Source organism: Pseudomonas sp. P65(2024) (assembly GCF_057480955.1).
Genome location: NZ_JBLIYX010000031.1, coordinates 16,064 through 32,158, shown reverse-complemented (window position 1 = coordinate 32,158; position 16,095 = coordinate 16,064). Strand labels below are relative to the sequence as shown.

At 52.9% G+C, this 16,095-nt stretch carries 18 protein-coding genes and 1 pseudogene; 7 read left to right on the top strand and 12 right to left on the bottom strand.

From position 1 onward, the window contains the following. Positions 1-322: 322 nt before the first annotated feature. Positions 323-646: a DUF7693 family protein gene (locus tag AC25MA_RS25230; protein ID WP_486972521.1), complete on the top strand. Its 324-nt coding sequence runs from the start codon at positions 323-325 to the stop codon at positions 644-646. Positions 647-1,011: 365 nt separating this feature from the next. After that, a complete protein-coding gene (locus AC25MA_RS25225; RefSeq protein ID WP_486972520.1) occupies positions 1,012-2,025 on the top strand; it encodes a metallophosphoesterase in 1,014 nt (337 codons plus the stop codon). A gap of 348 nt (positions 2,026-2,373) precedes the next feature. Here the strand turns inward: AC25MA_RS25225 and AC25MA_RS25220 are convergent, their stop codons facing one another. After that, on the bottom strand, positions 2,374-2,562 hold the full coding sequence (locus tag AC25MA_RS25220; RefSeq protein ID WP_486972522.1) for a hypothetical protein: 189 nt from the start codon (positions 2,560-2,562) through the stop codon (positions 2,374-2,376). Between the two features lie 120 nt (positions 2,563-2,682). Between AC25MA_RS25220 and AC25MA_RS25215 the strand changes: the two are divergent. Next, positions 2,683-3,308: pseudogene (locus AC25MA_RS25215) on the top strand (histidine phosphatase family protein). A gap of 25 nt (positions 3,309-3,333) precedes the next feature. Here the strand turns inward: AC25MA_RS25215 and AC25MA_RS25210 are convergent. Then, complete coding sequence (locus AC25MA_RS25210) at positions 3,334-3,564, bottom strand: hypothetical protein (RefSeq protein ID WP_486972519.1); 231 nt, start codon at positions 3,562-3,564, stop codon at positions 3,334-3,336. A 129-nt stretch (positions 3,565-3,693) separates the two neighbouring features. On the opposite strand from AC25MA_RS25210, the gene AC25MA_RS25205 reads away from it, so the two are divergent. Then, a complete protein-coding gene (locus AC25MA_RS25205) occupies positions 3,694-4,200 on the top strand; it encodes a hypothetical protein (RefSeq protein ID WP_486972518.1) in 507 nt (168 codons plus the stop codon). A gap of 625 nt (positions 4,201-4,825) precedes the next feature. Here AC25MA_RS25205 and AC25MA_RS25200 read toward each other — a convergent pair. The 5 genes from AC25MA_RS25200 to AC25MA_RS25180 all read right to left on the bottom strand — a co-directional run bounded on the left by AC25MA_RS25200 (position 4,826) and on the right by AC25MA_RS25180 (position 10,178). After that, complete coding sequence (locus AC25MA_RS25200; RefSeq protein WP_486972517.1) at positions 4,826-7,000, bottom strand: hypothetical protein; 2,175 nt, start codon at positions 6,998-7,000, stop codon at positions 4,826-4,828. Between the two features lie 94 nt (positions 7,001-7,094). Next, on the bottom strand, positions 7,095-7,295 hold the full coding sequence (locus AC25MA_RS25195) for a hypothetical protein (protein WP_486972516.1): 201 nt from the start codon (positions 7,293-7,295) through the stop codon (positions 7,095-7,097). A gap of 531 nt (positions 7,296-7,826) precedes the next feature. Then, the gene (locus AC25MA_RS25190; RefSeq protein ID WP_104886448.1) at positions 7,827-8,270 is read right to left on the bottom strand and encodes a ubiquitination-like system serine protease family protein; all 444 of its coding nucleotides are present in this window, start codon (positions 8,268-8,270) and stop codon (positions 7,827-7,829) included. Beyond that, positions 8,267-9,454, bottom strand: coding sequence for a ThiF family adenylyltransferase (locus AC25MA_RS25185; protein WP_486972515.1), 1,188 nt, complete (start codon positions 9,452-9,454; stop codon positions 8,267-8,269). Before AC25MA_RS25185 ends, AC25MA_RS25190 begins: the two co-directional genes overlap by 4 nt. Beyond that, positions 9,429-10,178: a multiubiquitin domain-containing protein gene (locus AC25MA_RS25180; protein WP_486972514.1), complete on the bottom strand. Its 750-nt coding sequence runs from the start codon at positions 10,176-10,178 to the stop codon at positions 9,429-9,431. The genes AC25MA_RS25185 and AC25MA_RS25180 overlap by 26 nt, the downstream gene beginning before the upstream one ends. Before the next feature lie 212 nt (positions 10,179-10,390). On the opposite strand from AC25MA_RS25180, the gene AC25MA_RS25175 reads away from it, so the two are divergent. After that, entirely contained in the window at positions 10,391-10,762 is a 372-nt protein-coding gene (locus tag AC25MA_RS25175) for a helix-turn-helix domain-containing protein (protein WP_104886451.1), read from the top strand. 14 nt (positions 10,763-10,776) lie between these two features. After that, positions 10,777-11,646, top strand: a complete 870-nt coding sequence (locus tag AC25MA_RS25170) for an ImmA/IrrE family metallo-endopeptidase (RefSeq protein ID WP_486972513.1) — start codon at positions 10,777-10,779, stop codon at positions 11,644-11,646. Positions 11,647-11,826: 180 nt separating this feature from the next. Here AC25MA_RS25170 and AC25MA_RS25165 read toward each other — a convergent pair whose 3' ends face one another. The 3 genes from AC25MA_RS25165 to AC25MA_RS25155 form a co-directional block, all read right to left on the bottom strand. Further along, on the bottom strand, positions 11,827-13,152 hold the full coding sequence (locus tag AC25MA_RS25165; RefSeq protein WP_486972512.1) for a hypothetical protein: 1,326 nt from the start codon (positions 13,150-13,152) through the stop codon (positions 11,827-11,829). Then, on the bottom strand, positions 13,133-14,011 hold the full coding sequence (locus AC25MA_RS25160; RefSeq protein ID WP_486972511.1) for a DNA-processing protein DprA: 879 nt from the start codon (positions 14,009-14,011) through the stop codon (positions 13,133-13,135). The genes AC25MA_RS25165 and AC25MA_RS25160 overlap by 20 nt, the downstream gene beginning before the upstream one ends. Positions 14,012-14,228: 217 nt before the next feature. Then, positions 14,229-14,594, bottom strand: coding sequence for a hypothetical protein (locus AC25MA_RS25155; protein ID WP_486972510.1), 366 nt, complete (start codon positions 14,592-14,594; stop codon positions 14,229-14,231). Between the two features lie 18 nt (positions 14,595-14,612). On the opposite strand from AC25MA_RS25155, the gene AC25MA_RS25150 reads away from it, so the two are divergent. Then, the gene (locus AC25MA_RS25150) at positions 14,613-15,056 is read left to right on the top strand and encodes a hypothetical protein (protein WP_392510476.1); all 444 of its coding nucleotides are present in this window, start codon (positions 14,613-14,615) and stop codon (positions 15,054-15,056) included. A 124-nt stretch (positions 15,057-15,180) separates the two neighbouring features. Here the strand turns inward: AC25MA_RS25150 and AC25MA_RS25145 are convergent, their stop codons facing one another. After that, positions 15,181-15,453: a hypothetical protein gene (locus tag AC25MA_RS25145; RefSeq protein ID WP_486972509.1), complete on the bottom strand. Its 273-nt coding sequence runs from the start codon at positions 15,451-15,453 to the stop codon at positions 15,181-15,183. 11 nt (positions 15,454-15,464) lie between these two features. Beyond that, positions 15,465-15,833 carry a DUF1413 domain-containing protein gene (locus AC25MA_RS25140; protein ID WP_088512368.1) on the bottom strand — a complete coding sequence of 123 codons (369 nt, stop codon included), beginning with the start codon at positions 15,831-15,833 and terminating at the stop codon, positions 15,465-15,467. Between the last annotated feature and the right edge of the window lie 262 nt (positions 15,834-16,095).

The following is a 16,095-nucleotide window of genomic DNA, read 5'->3' as shown; positions in this document are numbered from 1 at the left end:
GGGGATTTTGGGCAGGTCACGCAAGGGTTTCTTTTTGGTTGGCATACATGCACCTCTTACTCATGTTATGCCCGAACACAAAATTTCTGACACCCTCCCTCAGCCAGGCGCGAAGACGCTTTCGACGTCTCGCCACGCTCGTACTCAAAGGGCACTCATTCATCATTACCAGGCACGGTAATCCCTACCTGCTCATGGATGCACCCGAGCACTGGAACACCCCTGAGCATGGCAACTTCAAGGAAGGAGAACATTTGTACTCCACCGCAAAAAAACTTACCAGGTGCACCAAGACCGACAGCTGTGATCGAGGACGAAGCGCATGATCGAGGGCGGTGTGAACTCACTTACGGCACGCGAGGTTTCTCAGGTTCTGAGGGAGGCGGTATTCGGTCGAAACCAGATGCGAAAGACCGGGCCGAAGACTTGGGACGAGATGTTTGTCGGCCTTTTCGAGATCGACATCGGGGGGTGGCGCATTACCATTTTCAACGACTGTGATGAGCTGGACTACTGCGAGCGCTGCGAAAGCCCGGATGGCAGGGTTTGGTTTTTCGACTCTGGAGATCGATACGGGACGGATCCGATTGCCCTGCTCAGCACCTGGGAGCACGGAACGCTTCAGAGCCTACTGAGATCGCTTTGAGAGTGGCCACGCCGTGCGCGAGCAGCCGCTCCCCACTCAAGGGATCGCCTCCTTGTATGAAATACACCACTCTTCTCCGCAGCAAGTCATGTGCTCTCTCTGAAGACTGTGTTTCGCACCCTACCGAATGCATCAGGTGTTTTAATTTCGGTCGCGTGCGTTTCCAGCCCCCCCTGCCTGTCCTGCCACAGCGGGGCAGAATCAGCGCTACTGATAATGTCCCCGTTTGAGAACATTAAAGCCAAAAATCACGTTAATGCTCCCATTCGGGGACATTACATGATGCGCTTCCAACACCGTTTGCCATCCCCTGTCAGGTAAAATACAGGGGGCTTTTAGACTGTTTTTTGGAGCGCCTGCAGCTCATGCCTCATCTGCTTACACTTGCCCAGAATCTGGTCGGTCGAGACTTCGTCGTAGGCGATATCCACTTCAAAGCCATGGAACTCCACAAGGGCCTCAAGGCGCTTGGGTTCGACCAGTCCGTCGACCGCCTGATCGCCGTGGGAGACCTCATTGACCGTGGCCCAGGCATGTTCGATGGGCTGAAGCTCTTGGGTGAACCCTGGTTTTTCACGGTCAGAGGCAACCACGAGCAGATGCTCATCGATGCCTATCGCGAAAACCCCGCTCTCCCATACTCTGCCCATGGGGCGCGGTGGTGGCTGACGATAGACGACACCTCGAAGCCCATGATCATCGAAAAGCTCGAGAGCTTGCCGCTGGCTATCGAGCTGGAGACAGCACAGGGCCTGGTCGGCGTAGTGCACGCAGACGTGCCCGTCGGGCTGAGCTGGAATGACTTTACCAGCAGCATTGATAACCCCCAGTTCCAGGATGTCGCACTGTGGGGCCGTGAGCGAATCAAAAAACACCATCGTGGAGGTGTTCCAGGCGCATGGCGCGTGTGCGTTGGCCACACCTGGATACCGCATGCACTTCGACTCGGGAATGTACTTGCCCTGGATGTAACCGGTGGCGGTGATGGCTCGCTGGCGATCTACTCCGTGCAGGACGATACCATCTACGTCGACGGCGTGCCTGTAGGCCTTGATCAAGCTGATCGACTTGGTGAACAGCTCGCTGAGCTTGAGGGATCGCTGACCTCACTGAAGACCCTAGTGCACGCAAACAAGCTGCTCGAGTCCCAGATCGCGAGCCGTGAAGCAGAAGTCCGAGCGAAGCAGATCAGCTCCGCCTGGCTGAACATGGCTGACGAGATCGCCGGCATGCAGCAGTTGGTGAATGCTCTCCATGGATTGAGTCTTCTCACTGGGGAGCGCCGCTCGGCCAAGTTGGAGGAGCTACACGGTCGATACGCGGGCACACCTACTGGTGATTTGCTCATTCGGCTGTTCGACCCTACAAGTGCAAACTGATGACCTCGTAGACGATTATTGGGCGTGCCCTAACGGGAGCCGGCTGTCGTAAACCGAGTCATCTCCTGAAGTCGATGTCTCGGCCCTACGGGCTTTCATCCGGCACGCCTACGCGCTCCGCTTGCTGAAAAGCGATTGACCGAATTCAGCGATCTGTCCTCGAAGCCGAGGCACGACGAATACCCCCTGCGAGTTAAATCGGAAAAAATATCCGAAAAATGTGGACGTATTTGCCCCGGCATCCCTAGCGCAGCAACGGCTGCAGGGCATAATGAAATCCGAAAAAATGTCCGCTCACTGACGCTGGTTCGAACTCGACGGCAGTCTGAGTTGATCGCAGGCTCTCTGCTAATGCCCCTCCTCAGCGGGGCCACCCATAACGCGAAGCTGATAATCAGTAACCGCTTGAAATCGATGCTCAGCCATTAGCCTGAGGCGTTCCAGCTCTACCCCTGATATCCCTGCCGATTGAGCTTGGTGATATCGCTTCATAGCTTCAACCGCATCTGTGTACATGGGATGATCAGGAGGTAGCATTTTGCTCAGATCTCTAGCCACTGCCAAACCTCCAGCTGATAGATGTACACGAAGCTATGGAGACGATAGGTGCAAGGCAGCAGGATATTGGCAGCACCCCATGACCAAGAAAGATAGCTGATGAAACGAGTACGCCTGATTCGGCACGGCCAGAGCGCTGCAAACGCAGGCCAAGCCACTCGAGATCATGCAAGCATTCCTCTCACACCTTTGGGCCTGGAACAAGCTCGGATGATCGCCGGATCATTTTCCGTGGCACCCGACCTGATCGTCGCATCTCCCTTCGCACGAGCGCAGGCCACCGCTCAGGCAACTGCCGCGACCTTCCCCGGGACACCGTTTGAGACATGGGCTATCGAAGAGTTTACGTACCTTGCACCCGAGCGCTGTGTCGATACGACTGTGGCCCAGAGGAAGGCCGGGTCGATGCATACTGGCTGAAGTCCGACCCCGCCTATCGCGACGGCGCCGGCGCGGAGTCATTCCACGATTTCGTTGCTCGAGCCCAAGCATTTTTGGATCGGCTTGAGCAGCATCCAGCCGGTGATATCGCCGTGTTTGCCCATGGGCAATATTTGAACGCAGTCGCCTGGCTGCTTGAGAGGAAGCCTCAATTTGTAGATGGCCAGGCGATGTCCGATTGGCGTACCTACGAGATCAAAAATCACATTCAGAATGGCGCTGGCTTCTCCCTATCAAAAGGTAGTGACGAGGCTTTATGGACATTCGCCAGGTGCAAAGACTAAAGGCCAGGATTATCTTTCACTTCGCTCACACCACGATGAGGTTGCTCGTGTCGATGACGTCGACCTGGTGCTCTTCGCCCCCGGGATCGTCGGGCACCTCCGCGAACCTGCTCAGTGACTGGTAGCCCATGATATGCCCCTTGCGCACTACGTCCGGGTGTTCGCCTTCAGCACGGAGTAATTCAGAGCTTGCTGGAGTATAAAAGACGCTCGATTGCCCCAGATTTGACCTGAGGCCCATCAGCAAATCAGCCATTTCGAGCAAGCCGGGAGCTTCGCAACCTGGAGCTTTTTACTGAGTGCTGATTGAAATCTAACCACCACCTATGACAAATTTACAGCACATCCAGATTAATACTGGGACATTTCGGCAGGGAGCGACAGAGTGAAAAAGGGATTAAAGTTTGCGATATCGAAATTGACGGGCATTTCTACATCCTTCTTCGGGATCTCGTGGCAACCCTCTACTACGGAAGCAGAAATCGTCAAAAAACTTCTCATCTATTTTGAGGGCAAAAGGTCGCTCGGCGTTGATGAGTTTGGTATTAACCAACATGGCGTAAGTGGTGGCCCGCAGCCGACTTGGCTATCGATGTCAGTAATACAATTGAGAGATCAAGCAGTTGCCTCCATGCAAACAATTCAGCTATCTCGGCCTGCTGACAACGTCATCAATATCATCGTCAGTAGTTGCAACAAATTCCTCTCGAACCTTGAGTCAGAACCAAATAACTACTATCACTCACTTATAAAATGGCAGAGAGACATGGCATCATGCATCTACTTGCTATGTCGAAATGTGGAGGTATACCCTGGCAGCCAATTGGGTCTATTATTGGAGTGGCGACTCCCAAAAAACGTAAGGCTTTCCGACCTTGAAAAATTTATCTGACAAAAACTGAAACCAAGTAGACCCTAGTGGTGCTCTAAGTTGAAGACTTCTCGAAAACCAGATTGCTCGCTGCTCATGCTCTCTCCTTAGATCAATGACGATGTAAACTCTGGCTCCTGCCGAATCACTTGCACGGCTTGAGCTGGGGCGCTTGGCCGAGGCTAGCACACCTAGAGCTCAAGAGTGTGCCTTCACTATGGCGCTCTTTTTGTTCTCGCCGGTGGCCAGCGATAGAACTATTCGTCACCTGGTCTTGAGGGGAAATTGACGTGCGAGTGGCTGCCATTTCCGTAGCCATCCAAGGCAGCTGTTTTTCGACGCCTGAGTACGACCAAGGGGCATGCCAAGCACTGCCCCTTTTTCATTTATTTGTCCTTGTATCGAATGGCTGTGCCAGCATCACTGCCGGCTACCGACGCTCAACGCAACAAGTGAGTCGATGCAAAGACAGAGGCTCGTGCGATTAGAAACCGGCGACAAAGGGATGCGCCTGTGTGCGTATGCACCGTGATTTGCAGAGGTACGAACGGATGCAACGCATACAGTAGCTGAAGGCGAAGAACTGCTGCTGGCAAAGTGTTATCAGCAGCACCTTCCAATGCTTCATAGGCTGCTGCCGTAGCACTCACTCCGCCTGCTTGAGCTCCGGATCCGTAATCTTATTTTCTGCAACTGGAGCCGGGGTTTCCGCTACAGCTAGGACTTCCGGCACTGCGGTAGCTCGTGGACGTTTCCCTCCAAGAACGAACTTTTCAGACGGGAAGATGGATGCAATTTTCCGGATCGCGTTATCCAAGTAGACGCCAGGCGTGCTGTAGTCACGACTGTAACGACCGGACTCAGAGTTGACATGCCAGGTGTGCTTCTTTCCATCGAACTCACACCACATTTCGCCTGCAATCCGTGCCGGCTGAAGACCCGTCATGCTAGGGTGACCGAGAATCACAGGCTTGGTGATGTCCTCAGCTACATACAGGATCCCATCCTTGCCGATTGCCCAGATGAGGTTCCGATACTTGTCCTTCGAGATCGCGCTAAAAAGCGTCCGGAGGCGCTTTTCTGAAGGGTCATAGAAGCTCTTCGTAGTGCGGTTCTTACCCTCGCCAGTGTCAGAGACCTCGTCATCCTTGAGGTAGTTGGGTGCCCGCAGTGCCCCGTACTTTTTCTGAAGATTACCGGCGTAGTCATCTGCACGGCGCTTGAGGCTTCTCAGGAAAGCGTTGTAGAAATGCGGCTGTTCAGGTGGATCCAGCTTGGCCATGATCTCGTTGAAGGCACCTAGGGTGATTCGGCCATAGATCAAATCAAAGATGAATACGCCAGAAATCGCATTACCTGATGGAATGTCCGTAGCGTCGAGCAGGATCCGGAAAGTCTTATGCTCGCCCCAGAGAAAATCAATCTGCCATTGCCACCGAGCAATGTGGCTGGTCAAAAACTTGATCTTGTCCTGCTCCCACCTCTCAACCGTCTTCTCGGTCACATCCAGTCGATATTCGCCCTTCACCAGCGAGCTGCCGAGCTGGCTCGTCGCATCGAACGCTAGCACTCCCTGGCGCGCCTCTGAGACGGTGACTAATTGGATGGTGTGACTTGTCGACTGGTTTTCAATGCCAAGCACGTGACTGAGGGTATGCATCCATTTGTCCACCTCCACGTTGATTCGCTCTGCGGTCTTGTAGGCATAGGTGTATGCCAGGCGTGCCTTTTTGGCAGCTAGGGCAATAGAAACCTCTGGCAGCAGGAACTCATGAGCCTTCTTCTCCCAGACGCCGGTGTCGCTGCGCTTTGAAATCGCAATCACCCAGGTGTCTGCCATCCCCGGCGGTGTATCCCTGCCGAGGAGCTTTTTGAGCGTAATGATTTGAGCACGGGCATAAGGCCCAAGCCGATCATCGTGCATGTAGATCGACCGAACCCCACCACGGAAGTCGTAGCCCAACAGGGTTATCGCATGGCCGCCCTTAGCTACGATATCCCACTTTTTCTCCTGGTTACGGTTTAGGCCGTAAACCATACCTGTCAGGATGACAGGCAAATTGCTGTCGACATGGGCTGCGACGTAATCAGCGAACCAATCGGATGACCGTTCTCTCAACTGCGTCGTATGGTATCGAAGGCCTTCAGCGTCAAGTGCACGCTGAATTTGCTCATTACTCAGTTCATGGTTGGGGAAACCATTACCAGAGCTATCTTCAAGGTCGAGTGCTGTCGTCGTGATCTGGCTGCAGGAGGTGACGCTTCTCACATCTCGCCCTGGAAAACCATGTAGCGCTGTCCAGACTGCGGTAGTCGCGCAAGCAGCCACTACCTTGTCCTGCTCTTGGAAGGCAATGGAGTCTACGTATAGGTCGATGCCGAAAAGACTGACGTCATAGCGACGTGCGATCTTCTTTCGAACTCCCGCCCCCAGATTAGGTTCGCCCACGACCCTTAGGCATGTCTTGCCCACAAAGGTCTTGGTCAATGGCTTAACCACGATGAAACCTAGGTAATTCTCTTGGAGGTGCTGAGCTGTCAGTTTGGCGTCGGGTCGACCAAGAAGCAGGTCGTCCATGTCATTGTGGCTGATGGAGCACTTGAAGAAGTGCAGGCGCGAACAGACGTAGCCGTCGTTCCCAAAGCGTTTGACGTAGTAGTTCGAGAAGTCTTCAAGAAACTCTCGATCAATGTAATCGGGCTCGAGCAGAACGCCTTCAGCCTCAAGCTCCTTCAGGTACTTGAAAAGGTATGAAACCTGAGGCTTGGAGAAGATGTCCGCGAAATCGGCGTCGAAGCTCTCACGGATCAAGGCACTCAACGTTGCCTTTTGGAATTTGGAAACGAGGTATGGAGTCATTGTGATCGCGCAAAAAAAAGCAGCCTAGAAGGCTGCTTTCTTGGATAGATAGGACTTAGAGGCTGCAGGTACGGCCCAGCAGTTCGCGGCTCATCTGCTGAGCAGCGAAGTCTTCAGCTGCGCGGCGATTGAACTCTGCAGAACGGTCTTGGGCAGCCTTCATTCGCTCCTCGCGATTGGCTCCCATACGTTTACGAGTTTCCTCGAACAGACGCTCCAGGCCCATATTTTCCTTCCCCAAGTCGGTATTTTTCACGGTAGTCTCTCTCCAATGCGCGACCACTGGACTGCGACGTGGTGCTCGACACGATCGCGGCGGCGGCGCGGATTATCGAATCCGCTCACCTAGCTCACAAGCAATACCTTTTGACAGCCGACCAGCGGCATTTTCGACTGTAGAACAGACCGAGCCGAAGCTCCAAGGTTCACAAAAAAACAGTCTCAAAATCTGTCAAACGGTAGGTCAACCATCAGTCAATCCCCCTTAAGCGAGGGCCTGATCGCACTCACCTGCTGCTGGAGTTGCAGCTCCAAAACCTCCTTAAAAAGGAGGTCTACAGCAAACGAATTCATTGGGTAGATCGAGTATGGCATAAGGCAATCATCCACTTAAAGTGTATTTTGCCATTATTTTCGCACCATTATGGTGCAAAATAATAGCATTGTGCCTTCGCGACGCTATCAACCAGCGTCTATGCGACTCTCTGGCAGGGAGAAGGGAGAGACTGGAATGATTGAAGGGCCCGGCCCGTTCCTTTATAGATACGTCTCTGGTCGTCGCCAGGGATCAGAACCCGAGCCATTTTTTGAGCTTGCCGATAAAAGACGTTACCTCGGCCTGCTCCCGGGCCTGCGGTGTCGGCTCACGAACCACTTGCTGCTCCGACCTGCTCGCCTGCACTCGTGCTTTTGCTTCGGCATCACGCTTGCGCCCGGCATTGATCGCCGCCTGGGACATGTCGCCGGCCCACTCAATGCGGCCAGATCGCACCCAGTAATGAGAGCGGCACTTGAACGACCAGTTGCCGATAGAGGGCTTGAGCGAGACCGTTTCCCCATCGAATGACATCTGCCAATCGGTTGGTGAGAACGGGGTGATCACCTTGTTGCCGCAACCACAGGCGCACAGGTGCGCTGCGGTTGCGAACTCCATTGCCAAATACAGCTCACCGGGCTCCAGCTTCTGGGGGAAGCTCTCAACGAATTGAGGTGTGAGACTCTTGATGGTCATGGGCGCTCCTCACTGTTGCCCATCTCGTTGAGGTTGGTCGAGTAGGTGAAGTGGTCGGCCTGGACTTGGTCGACGTAGAACCCACAGAGCCGTTTCCACGTACCAACCGCGAGTACCGCGTTGAGGGCATTCAGGTCAGCGATCTGAATGTTCGAGCGATAGGCATCCTCTGCAGAGTTTTCTGTGAGCGGCATGGTGCGATTCGCGTGCTCATGATGCCCAGGTGTGAGCGTCGTTACACGGCACATCCCCCAGACCTGTTGCGTATCGCCCACCAGGTGCACACCCATGCCGACGTCAAGAAGCGAGGTTCGCGTACCTCGAAGTGCTTTCACCACCAAATCCCGTACAGCAGCGTTATCAACGCTGAGGAACACGTAGTCGAAAGCTCCCAGCTCAGCGACATTCTCAGCAGTGATCATGCTCGGATGGGCCATGATGTTGCGGTGCATCTCCCCATACTTCTCCTTGAGGTACTCGACCTTCTTCATTCCCCGCTGGAGGTCGGTGAAGGAAACGGCACCCGGGTAGCGAAACGCATTGTGCTGCTGGAGCACGTCACCATCGTAGAGATGGATCTCAGCCACCGGCGTCTTAGCAACTTGATCCAGGATGTAAGCTCCGGTACCACCCAATCCAACCACCGCTACCTTCAGCCCCTTGAACCTGCCGGTGGGCGCTCCGATACCAGCGCGTGCCGACGCCGTGTCGGTGTAAGCGAAAACCGTATCCTCCACATCGGATCGGAACGGTGCGAACGTCTTGGCGGTGACGTCCTGATCTATCACCTGAGCCTGGCCACTCAGAATCGATACGTAGATCGAGACCTTCTCGTAGTAGTCGGCATAGTTGCCCGCCTTGGGCTTGGCCGAGAAATAGTGGTTCACGACCAAATCCGACAACAACTGATTGGTACCGCTGCTGTTGATGATTTGCTCGAGGGGACGCCCTTGCGAATCGCAAGGGCAGTCACCAAAGAAATGTGCCGTATGGTCGCTCGGGCTGACCGCTACATCAGCGGTCAGATTGAGCGCCATGACCAACACGCCTTTGCACACCTGGCGCTGAGCGTTCACGTAGGGCACATCTCGAACCAAGAGATAGCCTTCTTTGGTCTCAAGGTTGTACCCCTCGTTACGCAGGCGCAGGAGGTGAGGACTACGACTTATCAGTTGGTGTGACATTGAAGTGCATCCCCTTCTTGATACGGACGTGTTGGCCATCGACCAGGTTGGTCATGGAGTTACCTTCGTGACCTTTCGCAAACGTAACGGTGAACTGGGCGTTCGGATCCGGCACGGCTTCCGGGTAGGCCAGCCGTACCACTTCCCAGTAGGTGAGGTTGCGCGAGTGGACGAACATCGGTTGCGTGTTCACGAACACCTTGATGTTGATTTTCACGGCAGCGAAATGCTCGACACCAGGGCGTGCCAGGTCAAACAGGTCGCGGTCTTCGATGAGCTCATCGTCATCACCTGGGATTACCAAGAAGATGTCGTATTTCTGAGCATCCACGCCGGCCAGTTTCTTCAGCGTGCGACCAGAGATGCGTTGAGCCCCCCAGTCCTGAGCCCGCCCATCGATGAAGAAACGGAAGGTGCGGTCGCTTTTGAACGCCAGGAACTTCTCGATGCCGGCCTGGCGGAGGTCGGTCGTCTCACTGGGGCTGAGCAGCTCCAGGTGCCCATTGGTGAGCACTTGGAACAACAGGTACTCGTCAACTGGGCGGAGCTCAGCAGCCTCCAGCACCTGCTGCCCGGTTGGAACAGGGTCAGCTATCACCAGTGGCCGGTACTCCAGAGCATCGTTGCCGAGCTGAATTTTGTACGGGCCGTGCTCACGCACCTCGCGGCCCGCCAAGACGGCGGCAGCCACGTCCTCAACCTCAAAATCGTTCAACTGACTCATGGGTGAATCCTCGTATGTGAACCAAATGAGCTGTTGCCTACGCAGACAACACCACCGTCTTTAAAAAACGACCCTAGGGTCGTTGTCCAGACAGACAACAGTGGACTTCAAAAAAAAGCCGCTTATCATGGATCATGAATCGCGAGCTGTTGTCTGGCTAGGCAACAGACTACTCCCGCCCGTTTGGGCAATGCAAGAGGTTGGAGAAAAAAATGGATTTGGCCGGGTTCATCGCTACCATGCGTGAACGGAAAGAGCTGAGCTTTCGTGACCTGGAGAGACGTGCAGGCGACTTGGATCACGCATACATTTGGAGACTGGAGAAGGGAGATCGAGCGGCACCCTCTGAGGAAGTCGTCGACCGCCTGAGTCATGCGCTCGAGCTGGATGAGCGCGAAGTGGAGGTGTTCAAGCTGCTGGCCAAGTCAGTCACGGTTGAGGACTCCTTATACCGCCTGATGGTCTCCCGAGTGGACATCCCGTGGCTGGATTTTGAAGACGTGGCAACTATGAGCTTCCGAGGTGAGCGTCCCAACACCGAGGATGCCTGGCTCAAGCGGATCCAACTCATCCAGCAAATGTAACGACGAGGGCTTTCATGGACGAAAACGTTGTCATCTCACGAGCTAGAAAACTGCTGAAAGACGCCGGCATCAACACAGCACCCGTTGATGTCGAGGCACTTGCGCTCCACTTGGGCTTCAAGGTTTCACGTGTGGAGCTTGAGGAAGGTGAAGCAGGTAACACTTTCGAAAGGCGTGGACAGAAGCACATCTGCGTCAACGAAAAGGACAGCCCGGTTCGACAGCGCTTCACGATCCTTCATGAAATCGCACACCATGTCCTTGAGCTCCCATCCAAGCACGGCGAGAAGGTGCCTGGTGATGAGCTAGAGCGCTTTACCGGGCGTCATCCGGAAGAGGTTTCGTGTGACCTCTTCGCTTCCGAGTGCTTGGTTCCCTGGGTAATGATTCAGCCATTTACTGAGGAGCGAGACTTTTCCTTGGAGAGCCTTGCCGACCTGGCTGATTACTTCCAGGCCTCTCGTTCCTGCATTGCATCCAAATTTGCACAGGCCTCTGAAGGCCATCTGGCTTTCGTTGTCGCTGAAGATGGCGTGGTCAAATACTCGATTGGCTCGAAGGCCTTGCGAGATGCCCGGGTGTGGATCACTAAGGGGATCCCGCTCCCTCAAAACTCTGCAGCAGCTAAGGCGCACAAGACCGGAATCAGCGGCCTTCATGAGGCAGATATCGAGGGGACTGATTGGAGCACAAGTGATGATGCTCGGCGGTTCGCCTGCTACGAACAAGCTACCTACCACGCTCCCACAAGACAGACCCAGTCAATCCTGAATTTCGAAGAGCTCGATCCTCGACCTGTGTCGAACAGCTATCGTGCGAGAAATGATGACGATGATCTTCTGGAAGAGCTCGATGGCCGGCCAGGTTGGTCAAAGTATCGGTAGCGTTGTTAAGCCAGTGGCGAGCTTGACATGACTTCTAGCTAAGTCACAACTCGAAACTAGCTCAGTCTGCAGTAATATGAAAGTGATGCAACAGCTCTAGAGTGTAGAGAACTGTTGGAGATTTAAGAACTAGGCCGCCCACGCTTCGAGCCAGTTGGCACCACAAAAAAAGGCCAGCGATCACTCGAGAAAGCTAAAGTCAATCAAATTACCAATTGAAGAGTCATTTTCTGGGTGTACGGTCTTGAACAAGGCATACCCTAAAATCTTCGGACTACCCGGAACTACTGAAGTTGAAGAAATTATTGATGCGATAGCATTCATATGCGAGCCAGAGGTAACAACATCATCCAGTATGATCACATAGTTAACTTTAACGCCTTTGTAGCATGATCCATGCTCAACCCCTAAAGTAGGAAATTGATCATCCATATGCCGCCGCCCTTGGGTGCTATGTGAGGACTGCTTGGGAACGATTCGGCGGAAAACATCGAAATTAACGACATCAATATTATCAGATTCGTCTGAAACCCAACCACTCCACCATTCCGAGATCAATGCCACTGGGTTACTGAGATTGCACTCCTGCGGCACAGAAGGCGGTACAGGCACTAAAAGGACAGTACCATGAACACCGAGCTCATTAAGCCACCTAACAAAGTCTCGTTTATATATCCCTGCAAGACTCTTTAACGACCGCATCGTATCATAGATCCCACCACTACCGTAGTGCTTCATCTTAAAGCTATATTGATGGTGCGAAACCTCATAATTCTTTGCATGCTTTACTATTTGTCTCAGATCAATGGACGAATATTTATCTCGACTATCCCTGTAATTTTCAAAATAAGGCACATATTCACGAGCGTATCCAACAGACTCATCACCCAGCAGCTTTACAGTTAAAAAATCAGGATCGAAAAGATTATAGCCCTGATAAAAATCGTGAAAGACAAAACCAAGTTTATTGTGCAAGAAATCATCTATATGATTCTTCAACTGCTGAAAATTCGATGCCGTCCTTGAAGGCTGTGATCGCTCAACTTGTGCTACTGGGTAGCGGGTACCCCACGCCGCAAATACTGACGGCGCCCCGATCTGGTGAGCAAAATAAATATCTTTAGGGCTATCACCAACAACAAGAAAGTTCATCTCTGAAACGCCCACCCCAAGCACATCTGCCAAGCTATTTTTGAGCGAATCGAAATCAACTAATGGTTTTTTTTGATTCCCAAAAACCAATCGCGAATCAATTTTATAACCACAGCACTCCAACACTTTAATACAATAATTTTTCGGAGAGTCTGAGACAACCGCGACACTAAAATCCTTATCAGCTGCGGCATTGAAGCTTTCAATCAACTCCTTGCCGTAACCAGACACTTCAAGTGGCGAACGACTCAAGAAATTTAAAACTTCTTCCCTACCTTTAACACTCGTCAAATATGGTTGGCAACTTAGCGTGTTTGCCAGGGTAAAATCCAAATCAAATAGAATCACCTGCATCGAAATTCTCCCTAATCACCTTTATCCTATCCTTGTTCTTTACAACCCATGTATAGGATGACTCTCGAATGTTATTTTCCAGGACATACACAGGTTTATTCTGCTCTAGACAGATTCGAATCGCGTGCTGGGTGCCGCTCTTATCACCTGCCCTAGCGACGACAATTCCTCCGGAGGACAAGGCAACCGTTGTTCTATTTCTATTTGCAAAGTACGAGCCGAACGAGCCGATACCGATTGGATATTCAGTAACAACAAGGTGACGGGCTGCAATTTCATCTTGCAGGGCAGCATTACTCTTTGGATAGTGCATATTCAACGGCGTACCCAGAACTGCAATTGTTCGCCCGCCATTTTGGATGGCAGTCTCATGCCCTAACGTGTCTGAACCCTCAGCCAATCCACTGACCACAACCTCAAAGCCAGATCTGGCTAGACGACGCACGACCCGTCGCCCGTGGTCACGGTGAATTTCATCGAATAGCTCTCGGGTGCCCACAAAACCAATAGTTTTTTCTGCAGAGGCCAGTGCAAGATCGCCTTGGAAATACAGAACTGGTGGAGTACCTGGATAATGTAGTAAGACTTTTGGATAGCGTTCATCCAAGCAAGTTACGACATCGTAAGCTGCTGTGAACTTCTTGATTTTTTCAAAAACCTTAAGCCCAACGTCCTCCTCCACCGGAATCATTGTGAAGTGATCGTTATATATATTCTCAAGCGATCCGGCCTGCAACAATGACCTTCTGAGATCATCATTGGCTTTGGCACTTCCAATGCCTATTTTTTTCGACAACACCAGTACCGCATGCATCCACGCGAGACGTTGATGATCGTGGGTCAATTGATCCAAAAGCACAGGTGGAATCCTCTCCAATACAGGCTGAATGACTATTCCCTTGCCTCCGCAGAAAGCGGAGCGCCTGCCTTCGATAGTGGCAAATTACCATTGCTCTTGCGGCAAGGGAAGCATGAAAGGTAGGCACGCTACCCGAGCGAGCACAGAATGCAATGTCCTCATGACATCAGCCTCTCAAGCTGTCGCTCAGGTCGGTACCTTGTTTGTTAGGGAACGGTCATATCCCAAGCTGGTTAGAGAGCCGAGCCGCCCGCATGGTCTGGGTAAGCTTGGTGGCAGGCATCTTCTCCAGCAGGCCATCAACCAGGTGCTGGGCGTGCCGGCTGTACAGCGTTACGCGGTTTGAGGAGTCCCCTCTGAAAGGAACGACACCGTCCGCTTCCTCCTGGGCAATTTTCAGTAAATTAATCACCTCAGGGCCTACATCATGCTCATGCAGATATTCGACCGTTGGCCTTGCGGGAGACCCTGCTCCTTGCCACAGTTCGACGACGACCTGGTACAGCTCAGATTGCTCGAAATGATCCAGAGCCGCCCTCCAGAGGAGGCCCTCTTGTGAAATGTCGATGCGGTTGCCACTCATGCGAAAGGAATCACTGTCTTGAAGCTCTACCTTGATTGCGAATTCACCCAGCTCTCGCCGGCAGCGAAGCTGATCTCGCTCGCCTTGGTTGCTGAAGACGGGAGCGAATTCTACGTCGAATTGCTCGACACATGGAGCAATCAGGATTGCAGTGACTTCGTAATCGAGATTGTGCTCCCACAGCTCTGGCATGGGAGCTATGCGATGCCCGTTCTGACTGCACGTGACGCGCTCCGGGGCTTCCTGGAAGGTTTCCCGGAGATGCTAGAGATTGTGACCGACGCACCGCAGTACGATTGGGAGCTGTTTTGCGAGCTGGCTTATGCCAACGGACGCTGGCCGAGCAACGTGCTGAACAGGCCCACTGACGCTACGACTCTGGACGCTTGCAACGATGGAGCCCCGTTGCCGCATCATGCTCTCTTGGACGCTCGAATCATCGCAGGCATGTTCACTCGTTAAATGGCGAAACCTGTGCCACTAGATGTGCCCACTGACCAGCACCCTGAAAGCATGGATCAGTCGATGATACGTGATCCCTGATCACGTCATCCGCTCCACTCGGCTCTCAGGTGACCCGCGCCCACTACGCTGCAATTCCTCGCTGTTTCATGCGCTCCAGGAGAGCCTCAGGGTGAACACGGTAAACCCCAGGGCTAACACGGAGTGTCATTTTGCGATAGGTCGGACTATGTGTAGCACTGGAGATTTCCGAGTTCGACAGAAAACACCCGGTGGTCGTCTCGGGATCTTCAGGGAAAAAGCTAATCAGTTCTTGGCGGGTGATAACCAGGCCGCTTCCCAGATGACCATAAATTACCGCATCAAGGAATCGATCAGCAAACGCGAGGTCTGTCATTGTGCACTTCCTTACTTGAGAGAACGACGGTATACGGCTTTATTGCCGCTGTTACGTGAGACCCATTCTGCTAGACCAGCTAGGTCGACCTGCTTTCGAAACGCCTTTCCAAACGACTTCCTGTCACCAGTGGTCATCAAATGCCAAAGGTCATTTGGGATCACATCCTCAACGAGGAAGGTGTCTCCAAAAGGCACCTTCTCCACCGCTTTCAGGGTCACCTGAACGGCGTGCACCAAATCAACAGCCTCTGCCTCAGGTTGATCCAAAGCAACCGCTAGAAGGTTGTTAAGAACCTCATCTGCAGTGCTTCCCGAGCTACTGCTGAGACCCAGCACAGCAGCCATCAGGTCATCGCGAATCTCAACCAAAACCTTCATGAGCCTACTCCTTTTCTCTCCTTTCCTGGCCAAGCATAGCGATGCCTAACGAAAACCTCAAACCTTTTTACAGGAGTGGAAAGGTTTCTCGCTATCAACCATCATTAACACTGAAACCTGAGGCCTAGAGCGTAGGTTTCGACTTCCGCCCTTAGGTTGGAAAAGGTTAAGCTAAGCTGGCTATGTGCCAGCCAGCAGCAGGGACAAAGGAAAAGTTGGGTGATCAGGGACAGATATGAATGGATCTTCGTCTACAACCTTT

Coding starts and splice junctions, on each gene's coding strand:
- AC25MA_RS25230 (WP_486972521.1), top strand. CDS start 323: ATGATCGAGGGCGGTGTGAACTCACTTACGGCACGCGAGGTTTCTCAG.
- AC25MA_RS25225 (WP_486972520.1), top strand. CDS start 1,012: ATGCCTCATCTGCTTACACTTGCCCAGAATCTGGTCGGTCGAGACTTC.
- AC25MA_RS25220 (WP_486972522.1), bottom strand. CDS start 2,562: ATGCTACCTCCTGATCATCCCATGTACACAGATGCGGTTGAAGCTATG.
- AC25MA_RS25210 (WP_486972519.1), bottom strand. CDS start 3,564: ATGGCTGATTTGCTGATGGGCCTCAGGTCAAATCTGGGGCAATCGAGC.
- AC25MA_RS25190 (WP_104886448.1), bottom strand. CDS start 8,270: ATGACCATCAAGAGTCTCACACCTCAATTCGTTGAGAGCTTCCCCCAG.
- AC25MA_RS25185 (WP_486972515.1), bottom strand. CDS start 9,454: ATGTCACACCAACTGATAAGTCGTAGTCCTCACCTCCTGCGCCTGCGT.
- AC25MA_RS25180 (WP_486972514.1), bottom strand. CDS start 10,178: ATGAGTCAGTTGAACGATTTTGAGGTTGAGGACGTGGCTGCCGCCGTC.
- AC25MA_RS25175 (WP_104886451.1), top strand. CDS start 10,391: ATGGATTTGGCCGGGTTCATCGCTACCATGCGTGAACGGAAAGAGCTG.
- AC25MA_RS25170 (WP_486972513.1), top strand. CDS start 10,777: ATGGACGAAAACGTTGTCATCTCACGAGCTAGAAAACTGCTGAAAGAC.
- AC25MA_RS25165 (WP_486972512.1), bottom strand. CDS start 13,152: ATGCAGGTGATTCTATTTGATTTGGATTTTACCCTGGCAAACACGCTA.
- AC25MA_RS25155 (WP_486972510.1), bottom strand. CDS start 14,594: ATGAGTGGCAACCGCATCGACATTTCACAAGAGGGCCTCCTCTGGAGG.
- AC25MA_RS25145 (WP_486972509.1), bottom strand. CDS start 15,453: ATGACAGACCTCGCGTTTGCTGATCGATTCCTTGATGCGGTAATTTAT.
- AC25MA_RS25140 (WP_088512368.1), bottom strand. CDS start 15,833: ATGAAGGTTTTGGTTGAGATTCGCGATGACCTGATGGCTGCTGTGCTG.